We start from the raw sequence: 25,145 nt of genomic DNA, 5'->3' as shown, positions 1-25,145 counted from the left end.
GATGGAGAAAGCCTCGTTTTACTTATCCTATTATTAATCTTTCTGACAGTAAAATAAAAAGCTATCTATAAGGCTGGTACAGCTTAGGGTGCCTTTTTTAACGACTATATTTTTCGATATCAGTTAATAAATCATCAAGCAATACTTCTTGACTACCAACCACTTGGAGTGCTGAACCGATGGTCTGTAGAGCATCTCCTTGAATCCCTTGGATTTGCGCTTCAATTAATAGCTTTTGTTCATCTGTTAAACCTTGTGTCGTTGCTCCAACTGCTTCAAGTCCTTGCCCGACGGTTTGAACCCACTGTCCAACTAAATTTTTTACGTCTCCTCTTGATTCGGGTTGAATGGCTGCCAGCTGTGATAAATAAATGGCTTCGCCTAATTGTCCAATAAATTGAACCCAGAGTGAGGCTGCAACTTTTTGATTAAGCTCTTGGATAAGCTCTGCTTTCTTTTTTTCCTCTTCTTCATTCTTAGTTTGATTCTTTACCATTTAACCCACCTCAATTATACTTGTCGGTTAATCATGTTATATTATATTTCAGCTTTTCCTTTTTGCCATTCGGGTGGGGTTGTATTTTGGAGAAATAGGCACAATGCGTGATTTATCCAAACTTTGTTTTTTAAAAAAGCTGTATTCCATTCGGTTTTGTTAATCCTTTATTTAGAGTCAATGAAATAGGAATAGTTGAGTCGATTTAAACAAATGCTATAGCCAGAAGAATTGTAAAGTTAGGATGATATCGATGCGTTGTAAAAAAAGAATGCCAGTTGATAAAGGATTTGATCATACATTATCGATGTTAAAGGAAGGTTATTTATACATATCCAACCGATGTAATCACTTTGGTAGTGATATATTTGAAACGAGACTATTAGGCGGTCAAAAAGTTATCTGTTTTGTGGGAAAAGAAGCAGCTCAAATTTTCTATGATGAATCAAAAATGAAAAGGTCTGGTGCCACGTTAAAACGCGTTCGACAAACGTTATTAGGTGAACAAGGAATTCAAACGCTAGATGGAGCAAGCCACAAAAATAGAAAGCAAATGTTTATGTCTTTAATGTCTGAAGATCGTCTGCATGATATCGTAGAGATTTTTCATGAAAAATGGCAGTCAGCAATGGTACGTTGGGAAAAGGAAACTGAAGTAGTTTTGTATGATGAAGTGGTGAAGATATTGACATTGACAGCCTGTGAGTGGGCTGGTGTTCCATTAGCAGAAGATGAGATCGCAGAAAAGGCAGATCAATTGCAAACTTTATTTCAGTCGGCTGCTGTTATAGGTCCAAAACATTGGCAGGGACGAAAAAATCGAAACCTTTTAGAAAAATGGCTGCAAAAATTAATTGAAGAGGTACGTCACCAAACGTTGCATGCAGAGGAAGGGACAGCTTTATATCGAATCAGTTGGTTTCAAGATGAAAATGGGAATCTTTTAAATGTGGAGACAGCTGCTGTTGAAGTATTAAATATTATTCGACCGATCGTAGCAATTGCTATTTACATTGTTTTTATTGCACTAGCTTTATTTAACTATCCTGCCGAGAAAGAAAAGTTATTCAATGGTGAGACCTTATTATATGACATGTTTGTCCAAGAAGTTCGTCGTTACTATCCTTTCTTTCCCTTTACAGTAGCAAGAGTGCGGAGAGATTTCCTTTGGGAACAATATCCATTCAAGAAAAAAACGTTGGTGTTATTAGATCTTTATGGTACGAATCATCATACTGATCTTTGGGAAAGACCTGATCAGTTTATGCCAGAACGTTTTAGAAAGAGAGAGGAAAATCAATTTGATTTCATTCCACAAGGGGGCGGTGGCTATTATCAGGGGCATCGCTGTGCGGGTGAACCATTGACAATTGAGATTATGAAAGCAAGTTTAGATTTACTGGTTAATCAGATGAACTATCATGTACCGGAACAAGATTTAAATTATGACTTAGCGAAAATGCCAAGCTTACCAAACAGCAAATTTGTTATGACATGTATAAAGTCATAGGTTGGTGAATAGATATTTGAGCGTATAGAGTTTTTTAGCAATCAAATAGATTCTAAATTGAAGGTGACGATCATGAAAAATATCAAAAGTATCTTTTTTATTATTCCGGGTTTTATTTCATTTGGAATAGGTGTTGCGGGGGTGGTGTTGCCAGTGCTACCGGGCTTACCCTTTTTTCTAGTGTCATCTTATTGTTTTGCCAAAAGTTCAAAACGCGTGGAGAATTGGTTTAAACAGACGAAACTTTATAAGAAGTATGTCGAAGCTTTTCGCGAAAAGAAAGGAATGCCCTTAAAAGAGAAGGTTCGGATTAATTTAATTGCAGATGCCTGTATTATTTATTCGCTTTTTCAAGTTAATTTTCTTTGGGTTCAATGCTTGATCATTGCTCTTGGTTTATATAAACACTATTATTTTATATTTAAAATAAAGACGATAAAGTCAACAGAGGTAGAAATGGAATAGCCAAGCTTTCAAATCAACTGACTATCCTTCTCAACATGTGTGTTTACGGGGCTTTTTTCATCACAGATAACCGTCCGTAAAACTCGGGGCAACAACGGGTTTCAATGAGGCGAGTAATCGCAGTCCCAAATGTTTTCAATGGGGCGAGTAACCGCAGCAATGTTGTCAGGTTAGTACGACCGCTTCGGAAATAGCTTATACTTTCCTTGGACTTGTCCGCGATCACCTCAGCAAAAGAAGATTGCTTTTCTTGCGGGGCCTCTCATCGAAAATAGTTGTACATCAAAAATCTCTCACTGATTGAAGTTTCATTTTATCGCCAATAATAGCGAACTAATTTTAGTATTAAAACAATGTGCTGATGTTCAGACGTCATAGTCTTTGCTACATGAGTGACTATAATAATAGCACTTTAAGGTCAAGCATGATAAGCTAAAGAGAGAGTATTTAGGTGAATAGGGTGTGAGAAGATTGGCAGTTATTTTAGTCGTTGATGATGATCCGCATATCCGTCAGTTGATTTCTTTGTATTTATCCAATAGTCATTTTGATGTCATTGAGGCGAATAATGGATTCGAGGCAATTGAAAAACTTGAACAGGAGTCAATTGATCTAGCCATTGTTGATATCATGATGCCGAAAATGGATGGGATTTCTTTAACGAAAGAGATTAGAGAATTTTATAAAATTCCAATTTTAATGGTGACAGCTAAAGGAGCATCTCAAGATAAAGTTAAAGGGTTTGAAGCAGGAACTGATGATTATTTGGTTAAACCGTTTGACCCCATTGAATTAATTTTAAGAGTACGTGCATTGTTAAAACGCTATAATGTATTAGCTGAAAAGCGGAACAAAGTTGGATCAATTGAGGTAGATCTTGATCGATTGACTGTATCTAATGGTGAACAAACAGTTGAATTAAAGCGGAAAGAATGTGAGCTTTTATTTGAATTATCACATGAACCTGGACGAATATTTACTAGGACCCAATTGGTTGAAAAAATTTGGGGCTTTGATTACGAGGGGGACGAACGGACCGTTGATGTCCACATTAAAAGACTACGGGAAAAACTCAGTTCATTTGAAGAGATTAAGATAACCACGGTCAGAGGCTTAGGCTATCGCTTAGAGGATGTGTCTTAATTGCGTCGGAGTTTATATTGGAAATTTGTCGTTACTTTTATTACTGGTGTTATCGTTAGTTTACTGGCTTCATATTTTATTACATCCTTGTTCTTTCAAGAAGATATTATTTTTGAACGAGAAATGGAACGAGCATCAAGTTATGTTGAAGATCTATTAGAGATTGTAGATGTAGAAGACTTACCCCAGTTGGTTAACTTATTCCATGAGTTTGGTGTCGATGCGGTTGTCTTAAATCAAGTAGGTGAACCCATTATTTCTGAGATGAATGCTTCATTTATTACTGCAGAAATGATGAAACAGGTGGAATCATTGCAAGAGACAGAGGTGACATCATTTGTTCCAGATCGAAGAGAAGCTGTGCGCTATATTGGGACAAGACTAAATGGCGAACAGGATGCTTACTCTCTCTTTCTAAAGATTGATGTAACAAATGAACTGGCTAATTCAAGACGATTAACATTGAATGTTTTATTATTAGTGTTATTGATTGGGAGTTTGTTTATTATACTTATTTCACGTTATTTTGTCGGAAGTATTCGTGCTGTTACGCAAGCTAGTGAGCAGTTAGCTACAGGGGATTTTTCGGTTCGTTTGCCGACTGAACGACAAGATGAAGTTGGGCGTTTAATGCGAAGTTTCAATGATTTAGCTCAAGCCTTAGATAACATGGACGAAGTTCGTGAAAGTTTTGTCAGTAATGTGTCACACGAAATTCAATCCCCATTAACGTCAATAAAAGGCTATGCACGTGCTATACAAGATGGACTGATATCTATTGAGGATCAGCCTGAGTATATTGACGTCATTTATCGAGAAGCAGACCGCTTATCACGTTTATCAAATAATTTATTAAGAATGGCTTCATTAGATGCTGAAGAACATTTAGTTAAACTGGAACATTATCGATTAGATGAACAAATTAGACGGGTGACGTTATCTACTGAACCCCTCTGGCAGAAGAAAAATATTACGGTTGACCTTGATCTTACTCAAACATACATTTATGCTGATCAAGATTTGCTTGAGCAAGTATGGTTAAATTTGATTATTAATGCAATCAAATATAATCGTGAAGATGGAGAGATACATGTTTCTATTTATAAAGATGAGGAACAGCATGTGATTCGTGTAAATGACACAGGCATAGGTATCGAACAGTCCTCAATTCCTTATTTATTTGATCGTTTTTATAAAGTCGATCAATCACGATCAGAATTTAGTAGTGGCAATGGTTTGGGTCTGTCAATTACGAAAAAGATTGTGTTATTACATGGTGGTTCAATTAATGTTGTCAGTGAGAAAGATGTAGGGACAACTTTTTTTGTTCGATTACCCATTCCTGATTAGAACACTTTGCCATTTACCTATACTTGTTAATAGATGTGCTGACTTCAATATTTTTATATAAAATTGAAAACTTAGTCAAAATTCCTTTGAAATGTATGGGTTTTTCTTATATTTTAAAGGCAACAATTTTTTACTTCGACCTGCTTTTAGATAAAATTTAATATGTTTAAAGTAAAAAATTAATTATAGTTCATACTCAGTTCACATTAGTTGTATATACTAATATCAAACATAAAAGTGAATCTTCGATCAGTGGGGCAGACTTCCTCGTTGATTGACTAGATGAACGAATCGGACCTACACTGATAGTTGATCTCTTATTTATCATTGTTCGTTTTTACTTCGAATTTTGAAGTAAGGATCTCACTGTTAGTTAAGGCGAGAAAAAATTGAGGTGACTAATTTTTGAGTAACCATGACTCAAATGTGAAACTGAAGAAAGAAGAAAGCGCTCGTTTAAAAGCGGAATCGCCATCATTAATGAAGCGACTGGTCGCGTCATTATGTGCAGAAGGCATCGATGCCAAACTTATAAAAAAAATAAAATATCAGTAAAGGAAGGGATTAATGATGTTTTTTCATGAAATGGATATTTTAATAATTATTGCCTTTTTTATAGCCATGTGGGCACAATCAAGTGTGCAAAATAATTTTCATAAATATTCAAGGGTACAATCAGGAGCTCAGCTGACCGGTTTACAGGTTGCTCGGCGAATTTTAGATCAAAATGGTTTATACGATGTAACTATTGAGCGATCAAATCGTGGTGATTTATCTGATCACTATGATCCACGGACAGATACAGTTCGATTGTCAGGACCGGTTTATAGCGGTTCATCCATTTCTTCTTTAGCCATTGCAGCTCACGAGGTTGGACATGCGATTCAACATGCTCATGGGTATGCATTCCTAAAGTTTAGAACGACATTAGTTCCTATTGCAAGTCTTAGCTCTAGGATGGCACCAATCCTCTTAATTATGGGTTTTCTTTTTACAATGGAACCTTTAGTCGGTGTCGGAATTGGTTTATTTGCCGCAGCTGTTTTATTTCAGTTAGTGACATTACCTGTTGAATATGATGCGAGTGCTCGTGCTAAAAATGAACTTGTCTCATTAGGCCTTGTCACTAGAAATGAAGAGACCGGTATTGGAAAGGTATTAAATGCAGCGGCATTAACTTATGTTGCTAGTACACTAATTGCCGTTTTACAATTATTAAAACTCATCATGATTTTCGGTGGTCGTCGAAGATGAGAGATGTGAAAATATGCTTAACACTTTAAAAAGCCTAACAAAATATATTTTGCTAGGCTATTTTATTTACATTCTAATTACGGGTGTGTTGCTCTTTTCATTTTCACCAGAAACAGAATCGCTAGCTAATGAAATAGAAGATCCCTGGATTAGTGACACAACGGAAGAAGCTGTATTAGTTGAAGATCGATCAGATGCTTTAAAAGCTCGTTTTGATTTAATGAATGCAGCAGAGGATACGCTAGATATTTCTTATTATTCAATGCAAGGTGGAGCGACCGTTGATCTTTTTTATGCCCATATCTTAAAAGCGGCTGATCGAGGAGTAAAGGTCCGCTTTTTAGTAGATGGAATTTTTCATAATATTTATTTAGGTCAAAGAGATGTGATTCGATTATTTACTGAACATCCTAATATTGAACTGAGCTTTTATGAATCTCTTGATTTACTTCGCCCCTGGACTTGGCACAATCGTCTTCATGATAAATTTATCATAGCTGATCAATCGATGGCTTTAATTGGTGGACGAAATATTGGCGATAAATATTTTGCTCCTGATGATTATCAAACTATTACAAATGATCGAGACCTTTTATTATTCAATCAAGATCAAGAAAATTCGCCCATCACTGAGCAAATGCAAACATACTTTGATTATTTATGGGAGCATGAATATACTGAGCAGCAAACCAATCGAAACTTAACCAGTATTGGTAAAAAACGTGCTCAACGTATGAGAGAGGAAATAATGGAAACCTATCAAATTTATCATGAGCGGTATCTAGATTTTTTCACTGAATTTATTGATTGGAATGAACGCTCACATGAAATAGACAGAGGTTTTTTTGTTCATAATTCAATTGATCGCTTTTTAAAGGAACCACAGGTTTGGCAGCAAATGCTCGAACTTGCTGTCGGTGCAGAAGATCAAATCACTATTCAAAGCCCATACATTATCCCCAATCGATTAATGCGTGAAGACATAGACAGACTTGACCTTGAAATTAATCAAGGGAAAATACTAACGAATGGTTTAAATGCAAGTCCAAACTTAGTCGCTCATAGCGGCTATCGTAATCATCGTCAAAATTTGTCCGATACAAATTTCGATCTTTATGAGTACCAACACTCCAATCAATCCCTTCATATGAAATCGATCATGATTGACCAGCAGATCGTAGCAACTGGCTCCTTTAATTTTGATGCTCGAAGTACGTATCTGAATACAGAATCAATGCTTGTTCTTGATAGTCCAACGTTAACCAAAGAAATGCTAGATATGGTAGAAGAACAATATATGCCAGATAGTTTTCTAGTGGATGAGACTAGTAGTGAACAAGAAATGCTAGAGACGAGGCCGGTCATTAAGGAAATCTTTGTGTTTATTTTAAGACCATTGGCACGTTCAGTTGAATTTTTGCTCTAAAATGAACGGGTATATTAAGAAAAATGAAAAAACAGTTAAAGACTTTCATTTCCTGCCGATATAAAAAGAAAGAATATTTTAGAGGAGTTGGCATGAACATGGATGTCAGTAAAGTAATTTCTAGATCAAGTTATGCTCCACAGACGAATAATAGTGAAATGAATACAGGTGTGGATAAAAAGTCTCTTCAACAAACCACTCTATACAAACAAGCAAGAAAGACAGACATCAAACAAGGTGGTGAACTTGTCAGTCGAGCTGATATTGAGGGGATGGCGGAAGGGTTAAACGACTTTTTACAACCGATTAATACGTCTATTAAGTTTGAGTTCCATGATAAACTTGATCGTTACTATGTAAAAGTGGTTAATTCGGAAACAAAAGAATTAATTAGAGAAATTCCTCCAGAACAAATGTTAGATATGTACGCGGCAATGGCAGAATTTATGGGATTAATTGTAGATAAAAAAATATAGAAGGAGTGTTTACAGATGGGGATGAGAATCGGTGGTTTGGCAACCGGTATGGATATCGACAGTATTGTTAGGGACTTAATGGAAGCCGAACGAATTCCTTTAAACAAGCTAGAACAAGACAAAACGAAATTAGAATGGAAACGTGATGCCTTTCGTGATATTAATGCGATGTTCCTTGAATTAGATCAAATGATGAATGAGATGAAGCGAAGTCGAGCGTATAATACCAAAATGGCAACATCATCTAACTCGGCAGTAACAGCAACAGCTGCTTCTTCTGCCTCAAATGGTAGTTATAATATTGCGGTAGAACGTTTAGCAACAAATGCGATCAATGTAACAAATGGGACTATTTCGGACTTGACGAAAGAAGGAATTGATGGAAAAATTGATCCGTTTGCTCCATTAAGTGAGCAGATGGAAGGGTTAACGGGCGATTTTCCAAAGACAATAGCATTTAAAACGTATCATAATGGTGAAGAGACACACAAAATCAACGTAACTGAAGAAGACTCATTAAATAGTGTTTTAACTAAGATCACGAACCAAGATAATGGTGTGCGTGCTTTTTATGATGTTCAATCTGATCGGGTGATTATGGAACGGACAAGTACAGGGGAGTTTAATCCTGATGGTCCAGAAATTGATTTTGGTTTTGAAGAATTACCTGTAGATGAGGAAGATCCTAACGATTACCCTAACTATGACGCTGACTTCTTTACAAAGGTATTTGGTATGACGACAGAGCCGGTAGAAGTTGATGGTGAAGAAATAGGCGGAGAACAAGGTGGAACCAATGCTGTATTTAAATACAACGGTGTTAAACTAGAATCTAAAACAAACACAACAACTTTAAATGGTATTACTTTTACATTCAATGATAAAACAGAAAGTACTAATGTCAACATTACTAGTGATACGGAAGCCGCATTTGATAATATTATGGATTTCGTTAATAAATATAACGAAATTGTTGAAAAGGTAAATGGCAAGGTAAATGAAGAAGTATACCGTGATTATCCGCCATTGACAGAGGAACAAATGGCAGACATGTCTGAGCGTGAGATTGAATTGTGGGAAGAAAAAGCGAAAAGTGGTTCATTAAAAAGTGAACCGATTTTAAATAATGCTTTATCACAAATGCGCTTAGCATGGACAGGTAAGGTTGATAATGATGGTCCTTTTTCACATTTCTCTGAAATTGGCATTTCAACGACAGCCAACTATTTAGATGGTGGGAAATTACAAGTAGATGAAGATAAATTAAGAGCCGCCCTTGAGGAAGACTCCACCGCTGTTTATAATCTATTTTCTAATAATGCCGAGGGTGCGGAACGTGGTTTGATGAATCGCTTAGAAGATGCCATTGATCAAACGACTGATCGAATTAATCAACAAGCTGGTCGAACGACTCAACAACCCCATCAATATGCACTAGGACGACGTTTAGAAGGTATGGATGATCGAATTGCTGATTTCCAACGTCGTTTACAACAAACAGAAGACAGATATTGGCGCCAATTTACTGCGATGGAAACAGCCATTCAACGTATGAACGAGCAATCAAACTATTTATTTGCTCAATTTAATCAACAGTGATCAGTAAGGTATTAAAATAAGGAGTGTCATAAACATGGTTCAACAACACTATCAAGCATATAAGAACAACTCAGTTAATACGGCTTCGCCAGGTGAACTTACGTTAATGCTCTATAATGGTTGTTTAAAATTTATTAAATATGGCAAAAAAGGCATCGAAGATCAAAATATGGAATTGAAAAATACAAATATTCAAAAAGCACAAAATATTATTAATGAATTAATGGTGACTCTAGATCAAGGGTCAACAATTGCGAAAGATATGATGCCACTTTACGACTATATCAACCATTTACTGATTGATGCTAATATTAAGAACGATCTTGACATATTAATGGAGGCATATCGGTTGGTTGAAGAGTTCCGAGATACATGGAAAGAAGTGCTTAAGCAGACAAGAACACGCGAATATAAGCAAGGTGTTCAAGCGTAATGAGTGTCTTAAATGAATTAAAAAAAGTAACTGAAGGGTTAGCTCAGGTAATTGAACAGCCTGTCACAGCCAAAAATCGTGATCAAGTATTAGAACAAATCGACGAATATTTAGATAAACGTTCACAATTATTAGAAAATGTTAAAGCCCCTTTTTCAGAAGTAGAGACTGAGCTAGGTACACTGATTATGGAAAAGGATAAAGAAATTCAGTTGAAACTCAATCATCTCTTTTTAGCGTTAAAAGGGGAGCTACGCGATGTGAAGAAACAAAAGGTATCGACAGAAAAATATCTTGCCCCTTATCGTAATGTTGCCTCAAATGATGGCTCCTATTGGGACAAGAAAAAATAAAATAATAATAATACTCCTTAAGCCTATCTTAGTGAAACTTGAGGAGTTTTTTGTTATACTATGAGTAAGCGCTTTATTCGCCCTTTAACCTTTTTTCTTGGTTTACTCTGGGTGGATTTAGGGTATTAAAGAATTATAGATATAGAAAGGAGGACACTTATTATGAATTATAACATTCGAGGAGAAAATGTAGAGGTGACTGGAGCGATAAAAAACTATATTGAGAAGAAGGTTAGTAAATTAGAACGCTACTTTGATACACCTCCAACGTCAGATGTTAATGTTAATTTAAGTGTCTATAATGAGGAACAAAGAATTGAAATTACGATTCCAATGACTAATTTATTACTAAGAGCGGAGGAGAAGAATACTGATTTATATGCAGCAATAGACTTAGTAGTAGACAAGCTAGAACGTCAAATTAGAAAATATAAAACAAAAATTAATCGAAGAACACGTCAAAAAGGTGCTCCTAAACACGTTTTTGCAGAGATGGAGACAAATTCCGTTGATCAAGCTGAAGATGGAGATGACAGTCTAGAGATTGTTCGTACCAAACGTTTTAACCTAAAGCCGATGGATTCAGAGGAAGCAGTTCTGCAAATGGATATGTTAGGTCATAGTTTCTTTGTCTTTACCAATGCAGAATCAGGAGATACAAACGTTGTTTATCGGCGCCATGATGGCAAATATGGTTTAATTGAACCCAACTAAAAATGAAAGATCATTACTTAGCTTTTTAAAGATGAATATATAATAAAATGAACTAGTCTAATAAAGGGATGTAGCCAATCATTTGATTGGCTACATCCCTTTTAATGATAGGCGTTTATCAATTTTCCCTGTAGTTGGACCCAAACTTCGGAAGTTATGCACAAATGATGAAAGTTGACCATAAATCCCAGAAGCTGAACATAAATCAGAGAGTCATATACAACTATAAGAACCTGTGGCATACGAGCTGTAATTATTGATGATTTGTTTTTTGATCGAGTAGGAAACCTTCAATCGTAAAAGCAGCCATTCCTGAAACAGTAGAGTATGTACCTAGCTTGGCCGAATCAATTTTCAACTTGTTTTGGTGAAAGCCAATGGCATGCTCAATAATATAAGCTTCGATAACTGGATAAATCCATTTCTTTGCTTTCATTAATTTATTCCCAATGATAACATGCTCAGGATTAAATATATTGATACAGTTTGTTAGTCCGATAGCAATATAAGTTCCAATTTCCTCGAAAAGTTTAATCGCTTCTTGATTATTTGCTGAAGCAAGCTTGATCAATTCATCAAATGGCTCGGATTGTTCAACTGTAATAAGTTGACGTTTAATCCCTTCATCAATTAATGCTTGTTCCGAAGCATATCTTTCCCAACAGCCGAGATTACCACAACGACAACTTCGCCCATCTTTGACAATGGTCATATGGCCCAGTTCACCTGCAAAACCATTCAAACCATGATATAGTTTCCCATCAAGAATCATGCCAACGCCAATACCAATTCCTAAACTGGCATAGATCATATGTTTCGAATTTTGACTAGGGCCAAAACGCATTTCACCGTAAGCACCTGCATTTGCTTCGTTTTCCACATAAACGGGTAATTGAAAGATCTTTTTAAGCTCAATTTCTAACTCAATATTTTTCCAATTTAAATTGGGAGCTAATAGTATTTTCCCTTCTTGGCTAACAACGCCTGGTACGCCAACGCCAATGCCAATGATGCCATAGCGGCTTTTAGGTGCCTTTTTGAATAAGCCTTTTATTAAATTTATTATTATGGGAAAAATTGTTTTAAAATGAGTTGTTTGTAATTGAATATTCTCTTCATGGACAATCTGCCCGTTTAAATCGGTAATAACACCTAAAATATAGCCAACTCCTAGCTCAATTGAAACGGAATGACCAGCCCTACCATTGAAAAGGAGCATCACAGGTCTTCGCCCGCCACTGGATTCACCTGGACCTGATTCTTCAACAAGTTCTTCATCTATTAACTCACTAACAAGTGAGGAAACAGTTCCTTTATTTAATCCAGTCATTTGAGCAACATTTGCTCTTGATATAGGGGTATGATTGATAATGGTTGTTAGTACTAATGTTTTGTTTTCTTGTTTGACAACATATTGGTTCCAAGTTCGATTCATGCTTCCACTCACTCTCTATTTAGGTTAGAAATTTCCGGTTATTTTTGCCTAGATATACTTTAACATAATTGATTAAACATTGCTATTCAGTTTGTTCAACAACTAGACAAACTTATTCTGCATATAGAAACTGCTCTTATAAAGAGTCTCTAATTCTAATTTTCAAGCTAAGATAGCTGATTCTTGTACTATATAAATCCAAGTGTTATGATAGTGGGTAGATATTTAGCTTAAAAAGGCTATTTTCGGAAGTAGAGGAGCGTATAAGATGCAAGGATTATTCAAAAAATTATTTGATGGTAACGAACGTAAATTAAAACAACTTCAAGTAACAGTCGATCAGATTGAAGCTTTAGAGTCAGAATTTGAACAACTATCAGATGAGCAGTTACGTGCAAAAACCGATGAGTTTAAGCAACGATATCAAGACGGTGAAACGCTTGATGATTTATTAGTAGAAGCCTATGCCGTTGTCAGAGAAGGATCAAAGCGAGTTTTAAATATGCGCCCATTCCCTGTTCAGCTATCTGGAGCAATCGTTTTACACGGTGGAGATATTGCCGAAATGAAAACAGGTGAAGGGAAAACGTTAGCTTCAACGATGCCTGCTTATTTAAATGCTTTAACTGGAAAAGGCGTTCACATTATCACAGTGAACGAATATCTAGCTGATCGTGATGCTCGTGAAATGGGTGAACTGTTCGAGTTCCTCGGTTTGACTGTTGGCTTAAATGTGAACAGTATGTCTAAAGAAGAAAAGCGTCAGGCTTATGAAGCTGATATAACTTATGGGACAAATAATGAATTTGGTTTCGATTATTTGCGAGATAATATGGTGTTATATAAAAAACAAATGGTTCAGCGCCCTCTTCATTTTGCTATTATTGATGAGGTCGACTCTATTTTAATTGACGAGGCACGGACCCCTTTAATTATTTCAGGCTCAGCAAGAAAGTCTGCCTCTTTATACCAACAAGCAAATGCATTTGTGCGTACATTAAATAAAGAAGCGGATTATTCTTATGATGAGAAAACCAAAGGAGTTCAGCTTAGTGAAGAAGGAATTACCAAAGCAGAGAATTTCTTTAGTGTTGAGAATCTATTTGATTTAAACCATGTCACCTTAACACATCATATTAATCAAGCCCTTAAGGCACATGCGTCGATGCACCGTGATACAGACTATGTTGTTGAAGAAGGAAAGGTTATTATCGTTGACCAATTTACTGGACGTTTAATGGAAGGCCGTCGTTATAGTGATGGACTTCATCAAGCGATTGAAGCGAAAGAAAGCTTACCAATTCAAAATGAGAGTATGACCTTAGCATCGATTACTTTTCAAAACTTTTTCCGAATGTACGATAAATTGGCTGGTATGACTGGTACAGCAAAAACAGAGGAAGAAGAATTTAGAAATATTTATAATATGAATGTTATAGCGATTCCAACAAATAAACAGATTATTCGTGAGGATAAACCTGATTTAATATATAAAACAATGAATGGCAAATTTAAAGCTGTTGTTGAGGAGATTAAAGCAAGACATGAAGTAGGCCAGCCGGTTTTGGTTGGTACCGTTGCAGTTGAAACATCTGAACTCATTTCACAGCTTCTGAAAAAAGCAGGCGTTAAGCATGATGTGCTCAATGCGAAAAATCATTTTCGTGAAGCAGAAATTATTGAAAATGCAGGAGAACAAAAATCCGTTACGATTGCTACGAACATGGCAGGACGTGGGACAGATATTAAACTTGGAGAAGGTGTAAAAGAACTTGGTGGATTAGCTGTTATCGGGACTGAACGACATGAATCACGTCGGATCGATAACCAGCTTCGAGGACGTTCTGGTCGTCAAGGTGACCCGGGTATTACACAATTCTATTTGTCAATGGAAGACGATCTCATGCGTCGCTTTGGCTCAGATAATATGAAGGCAATGATGGATCGATTTAAAATGGATGATTCTCAGCCAATTGAAAGTAAAATGGTTTCAAAGGCAGTCGAATCTTCACAAAAACGTGTTGAAGGGAACAACTTTGATGCACGTAAAAATGTTCTTGCCTATGATGATGTTTTGAGAGAACAACGTGAAATTATTTATCAACAACGCTATGACGTGATTGATTCTGATAATTTATATGATATTGTTATCAATATGATCGAAACAGTTGTTAATGACACGGTATCCACCCATACTCAGGATGACGATGAGACCCTGTGGGATCTTAATGCAATCATTGAGTATGTTCATGCTAATTTAGTTGAAGAAAATTATTTGACACTAGCAGATTTAGAAAATAAATCACCGGAACAAATTAAACAATTGATCATGGACAAAGTGAAACAGAAATACAAAGTAAAAGAAGCAGACCTTGGAACTGAACAAATGCGTGAATTTGAAAAGGTTATTTTGTTAAGAACTGTTGATACAAAATGGATGGATCATATTGATCAAATGGATCAACTTCGTCAAGGAATTCATCTACGGGCTTATGGACAAAACGATCCGTTAGGCGAGTATCAAATGGAAGGTTTCGCTATGTTTGAAGCTATGGTTGATTCAGTTAATGAAGAGGTCGCACGTTACGTGATGAAGGCGCAAGTTCGCGAAAACCTTCAGCGTCAAGAAGTTGCTAAAAATGCAACAGCTGTTACAGGTGACCAATCAAAAAAAGAAAAGAAAAAAACACCTTTTGTTAAAGCAGAAACTGTTGGAAGAAATGATCCATGTCCATGTGGAAGCGGGAAGAAATATAAACATTGTCATGGACAATAAAGTAAGATTTCAATTGATGGTGAGTTTACTTTACTATCAATTAATGAGTATGAATGGACATCCAAATGCAGGATGTCCATTCTAACGAGAAAATCGATTTTTACGAGGTGAAAGTATGGAGCTAATAGAAATTAAGCAAGATTTAACAAAAATGAATAACCGTATAGCGGAATTTAGGGGGTCTCTTTGACCTTGAAGAAAAGAGAACCCGAATTGCTGAATTAGAAACAGAGATGGTAGATTCGGATTTTTGGAATGATCAACAGAAAGCCCAAAAAATCATTGATGAGGTTAATAATTTAAAGGATTTGGTCCAAACTTTTGACAAGCATGTCGAATCACTAGAAGATCTAGAGGTTAGCTATGAATTAGTTAAAGAAGAAGAGGATCAAGAGCTACAGCAAGAACTTGAACAAAAATTAACTCAATTAACAGAAGATCTTAACCAATTTGAATTATATATGTTGCTAAGTGAGCCGTATGATAAGAGTAATGCTATTTTAGAACTTCACCCGGGAGCAGGAGGTACGGAATCACAAGATTGGGCAAGTATGTTATTACGCATGTACACCCGATGGGCAGAAAAAAAGAACTTTAAACTAGAAACATTAAACTATTTACCTGGTGAAGAAGCAGGTGTAAAAAGTGTAACCTTATTGATTAAGGGTCATAATGCTTATGGCTATTTAAAAGCTGAAAAAGGTGTTCATCGTCTTGTACGAATCTCTCCGTTTGACTCGTCTGGTCGTCGTCACACTTCATTTGTTTCTTGTGAGGTGACACCAGAGATAGATGATGGTATTGATATAGAGATTAAAAATGAGGAAATCAAAGTAGATACTTACCGTGCAAGTGGGGCAGGCGGACAGCACGTTAATACAACTGATTCAGCCGTAAGAATTACCCATATACCGACAAATACGATTGTGACCTGTCAATCTGAACGCTCACAAATTAAAAACCGTGAACAAGCGTTAAAGATGTTAAAATCAAAGCTTTATCAAATTGAGATTGATCGACAACAGGCAGAGTTGAGCGAAATCCGTGGTGAGCAAAAGGAAATTGGTTGGGGCAGCCAAATCAGATCGTATGTGTTTCACCCTTATTCGATGATTAAAGATCACCGAACCGATCTTGAAATGGGGAATACACAAAGTGTGATGGATGGTGATCTTGACCCATTTATTGATGCTTATCTCCGTCAACAAATGTATTAAATGGAAAAGCTCAAATATGATTTTGAGCTTTTTTTACTGCTCTATGAATGATAAGTATGTGGTGGATTATAGTTCACAAATAGTTATGTCTAACGTAGGTACACATCAACTAGCGAATCATTTCGGTGGGACGAGTAATCGCAGTCCCAAATCCCTACGGTGGGACGAGTAATCGCAGTCCTAAATCCCTACGGTGGAACGAGTAACCGCAAATGTCTTCGGTGGGGCGAGTCATCACACAAAGGAAAGCTACGAAGTATTTGCATCGCAAGAATAAGTGTCTTTCTTATTTTGAGCCCCAGTCCCAAATCATTTCGGTGGGGCGAGTAACCACAGCAATATTGTCAGGTTAAGGCGACCGCTATGGAAAAACACGACGCTTTCTTCGGGCTTGAACTCAGCATCTTGGTAAAAAGAGCGTTTCTTATTTTCTGACACAGTCTTTAATAGTGATTTTCTACTGACAATCAAGAAGATTTACCAATTGACGAATGTTAGACATATAGTCGCCTTAGATATGTGTAGCAAGTAAAAGTAGACAAATATGAATTTTACTGATCATTCAATTATTGTTCCGTTAATCTAAACGTGGTATACTCCGATAGGTTGAACGAAAGAAAAGAAGCGAGGTGAATAGTGATCATTGCTAAATATCGGCGTCAATCTTTGCCGGAAAAAGGATTGTTATTTATTGAGTATGGACTTGTTTTATTAGGATCATTTTTTGTGGCTATTGGTTTCAATTTATTTTTATTACCGAATGATGTTGCGTCAGGTGGCGTTGCAGGGATAAGTACGATATTATATGCACTCTTTCAATTTGAACCTTCGATTGTTCAATGGTCGATCAATATCCCTTTATTTATTTTAGGGACATGGATACTAGGAAGAAATTTCGGATTTAAAACCCTAGTTGGAACTGTTATGGTACCTCTTTTTGTTTCCTTAACAAGCCAATGGAATCCAGCCAGTTCAGATCCGTTATTAGCGGCGATATTTGGAGGGATTGCGTGTGGCTTAGGGATTGGTCTTGTGTTTCGTGGTAAAGGATCTACGGGTGGAATTGATTTAGCTGCTCAAATTCTTCATAAGTTTGTTCCATTGCCTTTTGGAATTTGTGTCGCTTTATTTGATGGCATGATTGTTTTAACAGCCATTTTTGTTTTTTCTGTTGAACAAGGTCTATATGCGTTAATTGGTTTACTTGTCACTAGTCGAACGATAGATTTAGCTCAAGTTGGGCTAAATAGTTCTAAAAGTATCATGGTTGTAACCGATCATTTAGAAGAGATCCGTCTAGCCTTACTAAATGAGATTGATCGAGGAGTCACTGTATGGCGAGCAGAGGGTGGCTATACGAAAGCAAATAAAAATATGATCATGTGTATTGTTAATCAAAATGAATTTAGTCGAACCGTACAAGTTATAAAACAAATCGATCCAAATGCTTTTATTGTTGTGATGAATGCTAGTGAAGTCATTGGGGAAGGTTTTAGCAAAAGCTAACCTTCTTTTTTAATGGGTATAAATAACCTATTTAACTAGTTCTATTAGACTAGTTCATTTTAAAAATGCATTTTTTGACAGGTTTTGAAATGAAAATGTAATAATAAAACGGTAAAAAAAGTCGATTTAGATGTTATAATGTAATAGATTGAGAGTGGAAAATCTTAAAACAAGATTTGAAAAATTAATTTAAGATAAAGGTGAATCAGTTTATGATAGAAATGCATGATATAAAGAAAACATACCCAAATGGCGTTATTGCCTTAAATGGAGTAAGTATAAAAATAGACCCCGGTGAGTTTGTCTATCTCGTTGGTCAAAGTGGTGCAGGTAAATCAACATTTGTCAAATTGATTTTTCGTGAAGAAATAGCATCAAGCGGAGAAATCAGGGTAAATGATAAGGATTTAGTAACAATGAAATGGCGAGAAGTACCTATGTTGCGAAGAGATATAGGAGTTGTTTACCAGGATTTTAAGTTGTTACCGAAGATGACAGTTTATGAGAATGTTGCATTTGCCTTGGAGGTCGTAGAAGAAGCCCCCCGTCAAATTCGTAGACGAGTAATGGAAGTTTTAGATCAAGTCGGATTAAAAAACAAAGCCCGTTTTATTCCTGATGAACTTTCAGGCGGCGAACAACAACGGGTTGCAATCGCACGAGCAATGGCTAATTATCCAAAGTTGTTAATTGCAGATGAACCTACTGGAAATCTAGATCCCGAGACTTCATGGGGAATTATGAAAATATTAGAACAAATCAACGCATCCGGTACGACCATAATCATGGCGACCCACAGCAGAGAGATTGTTAATACGATCAAGCGACGAGTAATTGCCATGGAAGATGGCTTGATTGTCCGTGATCAACATAGAGGTGATTATGGCTATGAAGATTAGAACATTTAAACGACATTTTAGAGAAGGATTTAAAAATAGTTGGCGTAATAGCTGGATGACTTTAGCGTCAGTTGGAGCTGTAACAACAACACTACTTCTAGTGGCTGTATTCTTAGCTTTAATGATGAATCTAAATCATGTGGCTGATAACATTGAGGAAGATGTACGGATCAAAGTTTTGATTGATGTAACAGCTACGGAAGAGGAAATAGATGAACTTGGTGAAGAACTTGAAGCGATAAGTAATATAGAGTCGGTAGAGTTTTCTTCACGAGATGATGAGATGCGTAGTCTGATTGACAGTATGGGCGATGAGGGGAGTCCATTTGAACTTTACCAAGATGATGATAATCCCTTAAATGATGCCTATATTGTTAGTGCAAATGATCCGCAAGATACAATTGCAATTGCTAGTGAGATAGAAGCCATGAATCGTGTTGAAAAAGTGAACTTTGGTCAAGATGTTGTTGAAAATATTTTCACTTTTAATAATTATGCAAGAAACTTGGGGATTATCTTAATTATTGCTCTCGTATTCACAGCAATATTCTTAATCTCAAACACAATTAAAATAACGATCATCGCTCGTAGAAAAGAAATTGAGATTATGAAACTGGTTGGAGCTACTAATTGGTTTATTCGCTGGCCATTCTTTGTTGAAGGTTTGTTATTAGGTGTACTAGGAAGTATTTTACCGATTATTCTTTTATTTACCGGGTATTACTTTTTAGACCAAAATGCTGATATGATTAATCAGTTTGATTTTATTACCGTGCTACCATTTAGTCCTTTCGTGTGGCAATTGTCAGGTATTGTCTTGTTAATTGGTGCCGTCATTGGTGTTTGGGGTAGTGTCATGAGTGTGCGTAAGTTTCTTAAAGTGTAAGTCTCTTAGTCTAAGAGACTTACTACATTACATAAAAAAATCTATTGAAATAAAACTTTGCTGAAATGGAGGATTTTAATGATGAAACGTTTTTTTGCTTACATACTTATCGTCACATTGTCTCTCGGTATTGTTGGTCCAGGGGTAGGTTCTGTTTCAGCACAGAGTATTGCTGAGCTGGAGAAAGAATTAGAAGAACTAGAAAATGAACGATCAGGTATTGATAATGAGGCTAGTGATGCACAAGCACAAATAGCAGAAAATGAAAGACGCCAGGCTGAGGTAACTGAAAAGATCTCAGAAATTGATGGTGATCTTGAAGTGACTGAAACGAATCTGGAAGAAAAACAGAATGAAATAGATATAACTAATACAGAGATTTCAACTCTAGAAGGCTCAATCACTGAAACAGAGACTCAAATTAACGATACGGAAGAGGAACTTGATACTTTAGCTGATGAAATTGAAGAGTTAATCGATCGAATTGAGGAACGGGATGTTTTAATAAAGAATCGTTTACGTTCAATTCAACATAATGGTGGTAATATTAACTACTTACAGGTTCTATTTGGTGCCCAAAGCTTTAGTGATTTCGTTAATCGAGCGACGGCCGTAACGAAAATTTTTGATTCTGATCGAACGATTATGGAAGCTCAACAACAAGATCAAGCAGATCTTGAAGATAAACGTGTGACCGTTGAAGAGAAGAAAGAGCAGCTTGTTGCTGACAAAACTAAATTAGATGATCAAAAAGCAGAATTAGAAAATCAACGTTCGACTTTAGTCGCACAGCAACAGGAGTTATCAACTTTACAAGACCAATTAAATCAACAGCGAGACACACAAGTTGCTGCTGCGGATGAGTTGGAAGAAGAACATGCGGATCTTGAAGAATATACGATAACTTTAGCTGATCAACAAGAAATTAAAAGAACTGAAGCTGTAGCCTTAGAAAAGGCGATCAAGCTTGCTGAAGAAGAAGAGCGTTTAGCACAGCTAACACAAGAGGATAAGAAGCAAGATGATACTTCTGAACAAGTTGTAGATAGTGGGGCAACATTATTTTGGCCAGCTTCTACAAGGCGGGTAACATCTGAGTTTAATCCTAGTCGAGTTCATCCAATAACCGGAGAAGTGAAACCACATAACGGTATTGATATTGCAGAAGCTGGAAACCAGGAAATTTACGCTGCAGAAGCTGGAGTTGTACAAGGCACGTACACTGAAGGTGGTCCTAGTATGAGAGGCTATGGTGATGCGATTATGATTACTCATTATATCAATGGTCAGCAAATCACCACATTTTATGCACACCTTCGATCTGGTTCTATCTCAGTTAGTCCTGGGGATACTGTATCAAGAGGACAAAAAATTGCGATGATGGGTAATACGGGCGGTTCAACAGGACAACATTTGCATTTTGAAGTTCATATTGGTGGTTGGGGCAATCCCCAAAACCCAAGAAACTTTTTACAATAATATATATAAAGTAAATGTAATATACTATATATAAGCATCGCACGAAATGTTGCGATGCTTTTTCTGAATGTTTTTCTATTGTCTCATAGTTTAAAACCATTATTTAGGAATTGTAAAGCTAAAGTCGGTAAATAATATCGTCGGTGATTGAAATATCACTTTGTGTTACACTATACAAACAAGACTTTTTACTGGGGTGAATAATGTGCATGTGAAGAAAAGTATGCTTGCTCTTTTGTTAGGATTAACCTTTGTTATTGGTGGACTTGGTACATATTTTATTATTGAGTTTCCACTATTTCAGGATCAAGAAGAATTAATAAATGGGTCAGCTCAAACGATTACCGAAGAAGAGTATGAAGAGATGCTTACCGATTTAACGGATTCTATTTCTTTGCCAAAGGTAGCTCAAGCTTATACTCTTATTCAAAATAATTATATTGATGAAATATCGGAAGAAGAATTAGTTGAGGGCGCTGTTCGAGGTATGCTCAGCTCATTAAATGATCCATACAGTGAATATATGGATCAGGAAACGATGGAGCAATTTAATGAACAAATTGAATCCTCTTTTGAGGGGATTGGTGCTGAAGTCAGTATGGTTGATGAAAAAGTAACCATTATAGCACCGATCAAGGATTCACCAGCTGAAAAGGCAGGTCTAAGACCAAATGATCAGGTTTTAGCTGTTGATGGTGAAAGTGTTGAAGGATTGGATTTATTAGAAGCTGTTGCAAAAATCAGAGGTGAAAAAGGTTCAGAAGTTGTTGTTGAAATTCAACGTCCTGGCGTGTCTGATTCAATTGAGTTTACCTTAGTTCGTGACACGATTCCGCTTGAGACCGTTTATGCCGACATGGTTGAAGTTGGAGACCAGCAAGCAGGCGTGATTCAGTTAACTTCTTTTGCTGAACAAACAGCTGACCGTTTTCAAGAAGAATTAGAGGATTTAGAAAATCAAGGAATGGATGGCTTAGTCATTGATGTTCGTGGTAACCCTGGTGGTTTATTAGATGTGACAGAGGATATACTAAAACTATTTATTACAAGTGATCAGCCTTATATGCAAATTGCAGATAACGAGGATAATAAACAGCGTTTTTACTCAGATTTGGAAGAAGCAAAAGATTATCCAATCAGTATTTTAATTGATGAAGGAAGTGCTTCAGCCTCTGAAATCTTAGCAATAGCTCTATATGAAGCGATTGATGCTGAAATTATTGGTCGAAATAGTTTTGGTAAAGGCACAGTTCAACAGACAGTTCCAATGGGTGATGGCAGCTCATTGAAAATCACGATTTTAAAATGGTTGTCACCAGAAGGAAATTCGATTCATGAAGTAGGGGTCGAGCCAACCATTGAGGTAGATCAACCCGATTATTATTATATCGCCCCGATCCAACTTGATGATACATTAGCATATGATGATAGTGATACTAATATTGCCCTTGCTCAAGTAATGTTGGATGGACTCGGATACGAGGTTGACCGAGAAGATGGTTACTTTAGTGAACAGACAGAACAGGCGATTACGAATTACCAAACAGATCAGGATTTAGCAGTGACTGGAGAATTAAATCAAGAAACAGCAGATCTGTTACTAACAGATATTATTGAACAAATTAGAAATAATCAAGATGATTTGCAAAAAGAAAAAGCACTGGAAAGCTTGTTTGAATAGATTGCTTATGTTTCGATTTATTTAATATATGGGAAAAACCCATATTGAAATAAGTAAAAGGGATGAGCAACTACAGTATAAAAAGTCGTCAAGTATCTACTTTGAGAAAGGATAGTTCTCAAAGGTGGAGATGCTTGACGATTTTTTTGTTTTAAATGATGTTGAGCGAGTCTAGAAAGTTAAGGTATGGTTTTAAATTTTTTCGCTGTGTTTAAAAGCCCCTCATGTTATATGTGGGAATTTTTTGATCGTCATAGACAATTTGTTTCATAGTTAATGAAGTAAGTTTGTTTTGTGTGCGTTTACTTTTGAAGCTATAGTAACAGTAAGGAGGACAATTAAATGAATAGTCGACTTTCAACCTTGTTTTCCTTAGTTTGCAAAACTAAGAAAAGATACCCTATATCAGAGTTAGCTAAGTTATGTAATGTGTCAAACAGAACGATTTACAATGACTTAAAGAAAATGAATAGCTTTCTTCATGCGTTGGAGCAAAATGAAGTTGTAATTGAGAAAGGAGAGGTCTTTTCTCCAAAAGAAGTTTCAATTTCTTTTGATCACTTTCTTCTAATGGACCCCGATCTGATTGAAACCAATCCAACCTATAGTTTAGCTACTGAAATTGACTAACTAACAATACAGAAATTTACTAGAGTTATTTTTTAAAAAGATAAAGTCTTGAGCTCTGACATATGGTATAGTTGAATTAATAAGTTATTTTAGCAGGAAAAATGGCTAATTATGCCGAATTGAATGGGTGTAGTAGACATTGTGGATTGTGTGAAGGTGGAGGTTGTCAACATGGAGTCTTGGTTATTAGAAATCGGAAAAGCAATCATCCGACTATTATTAAATCCTTTATTATATTGGTTTATCATCATTACTATTTTGGCTTCACTTGCTCGAATAAAACGTGAGCGAAATGATTTTGGCAGAAAAATTTACCCTATATTTGATGAGCTGTATGGTCAACGCTTAAGAGGAATTCTTTTTGGGCTACTCATTTCTATTGTTATGATGGTGTTAGGAGTAGGTTTACATCCTATTCTTTTATTAGGGGTTATTTTATTCACCATTTTATTCACTTTAAATAAAAAATTTACTTGGTTATCAAGTGCTTATACATTTGGTTTCACAACCATTGTGTTATTATTCTTCCCCTATTATCGTGACATGTTACCACCATTATTACGAGCTGAATTAACCCAAATGGATTGGGTTATATTCACAACATTGATGGGGGCTTTTTTGATCATTGAGGGTCTAATGATCAGTTCTGTTGCACGTGATCAAACGTTTCCAGAATTAATTACGAGTTCAAGAGGGAAAACAGCTGGTCAACATCGATTAAAAAAATTAACGCTCGTTCCATTGATCATGTTCTGGCCAATAGGTTCATTAAGTATTGTTTCAGATTGGTGGCCCGTTATTGAATGGAATGAGATGCCGTTTGGGTTAATTATTTTCCCTGTGATAATTGGGTTTGATTTTACAGTTAGGAGCGGAATTCCAACTAAAGTAGCTAAACGTTATAGTGAATTTCCTTTATTGCTAGGTTTCTTAGTTATTGCGCTGTCGCTAATGAGTTATTATATTAAAATTTTTTCACTAGTCTGTATTCTAGTTGCTATAATCGGTCGTGAATGGTTAGCCTATCAAATGAAAACTAAAGATCAAAATCAGCCGCCTATATTTAGTCCGCTAACAACAGGTTTGAAGATATTAGCTGTTCTACCAGGTACACCAGCAGTTGACCTGGGGCTAATGGTAGGTGATACGATAGTAAAAGTGAATGGTCAAGCTGTGTCTAATCCAACTGAATTTTACCATGCCCTCCAGATTAATCGCGCCTTTTGTAAATTAGACGTTGTTGATGAAAGAGGGGAAGTGCGTTTCACTCAACGTGCGTTTTATGAAGGGGAGCATCATGAGTTAGGTGTCATTTTTGTTGAAAATCATCAAGAACGGATGGCAGAATAATTAATCACGGATGTGGTAGATTTGGTGGCAACATCAGTGATAGGATTAATTTCAGATCTACAATGTA

At 36.3% G+C, this 25,145-nt stretch carries 22 protein-coding genes; 20 read left to right on the top strand and 2 right to left on the bottom strand.

Annotation, left to right across the window (positions count from 1 at the left end):
• Window positions 1-97: 97 nt before the first annotated feature.
• A complete protein-coding gene (locus tag ACS127_RS17735; protein ID WP_440896339.1) occupies window positions 98-496 on the bottom strand; it encodes a hypothetical protein in 399 nt (132 codons plus the stop codon).
• Between the two features lie 253 nt (window positions 497-749).
• Between ACS127_RS17735 and ACS127_RS17730 the strand changes: the two genes are divergently transcribed.
• From ACS127_RS17730 to hpf, 11 genes are all read left to right on the top strand, one after another.
• Window positions 750-2,006 carry a cytochrome P450 gene (locus tag ACS127_RS17730; protein ID WP_440896338.1) on the top strand — a complete coding sequence of 419 codons (1,257 nt, stop codon included), beginning with the start codon at window positions 750-752 and terminating at the stop codon, window positions 2,004-2,006.
• A 72-nt stretch (window positions 2,007-2,078) separates the two neighbouring features.
• Window positions 2,079-2,471 carry a YbaN family protein gene (locus ACS127_RS17725; protein WP_440896337.1) on the top strand — a complete coding sequence of 131 codons (393 nt, stop codon included), beginning with the start codon at window positions 2,079-2,081 and terminating at the stop codon, window positions 2,469-2,471.
• A 471-nt stretch (window positions 2,472-2,942) separates the two neighbouring features.
• The gene (locus ACS127_RS17720; RefSeq protein WP_440898176.1) at window positions 2,943-3,614 is read left to right on the top strand and encodes a response regulator transcription factor; all 672 of its coding nucleotides are present in this window, start codon (window positions 2,943-2,945) and stop codon (window positions 3,612-3,614) included.
• Window positions 3,615-4,964: a sensor histidine kinase gene (locus ACS127_RS17715; RefSeq protein ID WP_440896336.1), complete on the top strand. Its 1,350-nt coding sequence runs from the start codon at window positions 3,615-3,617 to the stop codon at window positions 4,962-4,964.
• 570 nt (window positions 4,965-5,534) lie between these two features.
• A complete protein-coding gene (locus ACS127_RS17710; RefSeq protein WP_440896335.1) occupies window positions 5,535-6,218 on the top strand; it encodes a zinc metallopeptidase in 684 nt (227 codons plus the stop codon).
• Complete coding sequence (locus ACS127_RS17705; protein WP_440896334.1) at window positions 6,202-7,644, top strand: phospholipase D-like domain-containing protein; 1,443 nt, start codon at window positions 6,202-6,204, stop codon at window positions 7,642-7,644. Before ACS127_RS17710 ends, ACS127_RS17705 begins: the two co-directional genes overlap by 17 nt.
• A gap of 23 nt (window positions 7,645-7,667) precedes the next feature.
• Window positions 7,668-8,120 (top strand): flagellar protein FlaG, encoded by a 453-nt coding sequence (flaG, locus tag ACS127_RS17700; protein ID WP_440896333.1) that lies wholly within the window; start codon window positions 7,668-7,670, stop codon window positions 8,118-8,120.
• Between the two features lie 15 nt (window positions 8,121-8,135).
• Entirely contained in the window at window positions 8,136-9,719 is a 1,584-nt protein-coding gene (locus tag ACS127_RS17695) for a flagellar hook-associated protein 2 (RefSeq protein ID WP_440896332.1), read from the top strand.
• 34 nt (window positions 9,720-9,753) lie between these two features.
• On the top strand, window positions 9,754-10,152 hold the full coding sequence (gene fliS / locus ACS127_RS17690) for a flagellar export chaperone FliS (protein WP_440896331.1): 399 nt from the start codon (window positions 9,754-9,756) through the stop codon (window positions 10,150-10,152).
• Window positions 10,152-10,505 (top strand): flagellar protein FliT, encoded by a 354-nt coding sequence (locus tag ACS127_RS17685; protein ID WP_440896330.1) that lies wholly within the window; start codon window positions 10,152-10,154, stop codon window positions 10,503-10,505. Before fliS ends, ACS127_RS17685 begins: the two co-directional genes overlap by 1 nt.
• A gap of 162 nt (window positions 10,506-10,667) precedes the next feature.
• Complete coding sequence (hpf, locus tag ACS127_RS17680; protein WP_440896329.1) at window positions 10,668-11,219, top strand: ribosome hibernation-promoting factor, HPF/YfiA family; 552 nt, start codon at window positions 10,668-10,670, stop codon at window positions 11,217-11,219.
• A 253-nt stretch (window positions 11,220-11,472) separates the two neighbouring features.
• Here hpf and ACS127_RS17675 read toward each other — a convergent pair whose 3' ends face one another.
• Entirely contained in the window at window positions 11,473-12,654 is a 1,182-nt protein-coding gene (locus ACS127_RS17675; RefSeq protein ID WP_440896328.1) for an ROK family protein, read from the bottom strand.
• Between the two features lie 268 nt (window positions 12,655-12,922).
• On the opposite strand from ACS127_RS17675, the gene secA reads away from it, so the two are divergent.
• From secA to ACS127_RS17630, 9 genes are all read left to right on the top strand, one after another.
• On the top strand, window positions 12,923-15,430 hold the full coding sequence (gene secA / locus ACS127_RS17670; RefSeq protein ID WP_440896327.1) for a preprotein translocase subunit SecA: 2,508 nt from the start codon (window positions 12,923-12,925) through the stop codon (window positions 15,428-15,430).
• A 115-nt stretch (window positions 15,431-15,545) separates the two neighbouring features.
• Window positions 15,546-16,647, top strand: a protein-coding gene (gene prfB, locus ACS127_RS17665; RefSeq protein ID WP_440896326.1) for a peptide chain release factor 2 whose coding sequence is annotated in 2 segments (ribosomal slippage) — window positions 15,546-15,617 and window positions 15,619-16,647 — 1,101 coding nt in all. Because the reading frame shifts where the segments join, the coding sequence is not laid out codon by codon here.
• 639 nt (window positions 16,648-17,286) lie between these two features.
• The gene (locus tag ACS127_RS17660; protein ID WP_440898175.1) at window positions 17,287-18,153 is read left to right on the top strand and encodes a YitT family protein; all 867 of its coding nucleotides are present in this window, start codon (window positions 17,287-17,289) and stop codon (window positions 18,151-18,153) included.
• Window positions 18,154-18,365: 212 nt separating this feature from the next.
• The gene (gene ftsE / locus ACS127_RS17655; protein WP_440896325.1) at window positions 18,366-19,052 is read left to right on the top strand and encodes a cell division ATP-binding protein FtsE; all 687 of its coding nucleotides are present in this window, start codon (window positions 18,366-18,368) and stop codon (window positions 19,050-19,052) included.
• Window positions 19,042-19,938: a permease-like cell division protein FtsX gene (ftsX, locus tag ACS127_RS17650; RefSeq protein ID WP_440896324.1), complete on the top strand. Its 897-nt coding sequence runs from the start codon at window positions 19,042-19,044 to the stop codon at window positions 19,936-19,938. The genes ftsE and ftsX overlap by 11 nt, the downstream gene beginning before the upstream one ends.
• A gap of 81 nt (window positions 19,939-20,019) precedes the next feature.
• Window positions 20,020-21,417, top strand: coding sequence for a murein hydrolase activator EnvC family protein (locus ACS127_RS17645; RefSeq protein ID WP_440896323.1), 1,398 nt, complete (start codon window positions 20,020-20,022; stop codon window positions 21,415-21,417).
• Between the two features lie 205 nt (window positions 21,418-21,622).
• Window positions 21,623-23,098 carry a S41 family peptidase gene (locus ACS127_RS17640; protein WP_440896322.1) on the top strand — a complete coding sequence of 492 codons (1,476 nt, stop codon included), beginning with the start codon at window positions 21,623-21,625 and terminating at the stop codon, window positions 23,096-23,098.
• A 342-nt stretch (window positions 23,099-23,440) separates the two neighbouring features.
• Complete coding sequence (locus tag ACS127_RS17635) at window positions 23,441-23,728, top strand: HTH domain-containing protein (protein ID WP_440896321.1); 288 nt, start codon at window positions 23,441-23,443, stop codon at window positions 23,726-23,728.
• A 171-nt stretch (window positions 23,729-23,899) separates the two neighbouring features.
• A complete protein-coding gene (locus tag ACS127_RS17630; RefSeq protein WP_440896320.1) occupies window positions 23,900-25,078 on the top strand; it encodes a PDZ domain-containing protein in 1,179 nt (392 codons plus the stop codon).
• Window positions 25,079-25,145: the final 67 nt, after the last annotated feature.

This window comes from Amphibacillus sp. Q70, assembly GCF_052055485.1.
Classification (GTDB): Bacteria; Bacillota; Bacilli; order Bacillales; family Amphibacillaceae; genus Amphibacillus.
The sequence above is the reverse complement of the archived record's forward strand: the minus strand, read 5'-3'. Positions and strand labels throughout refer to the sequence as shown.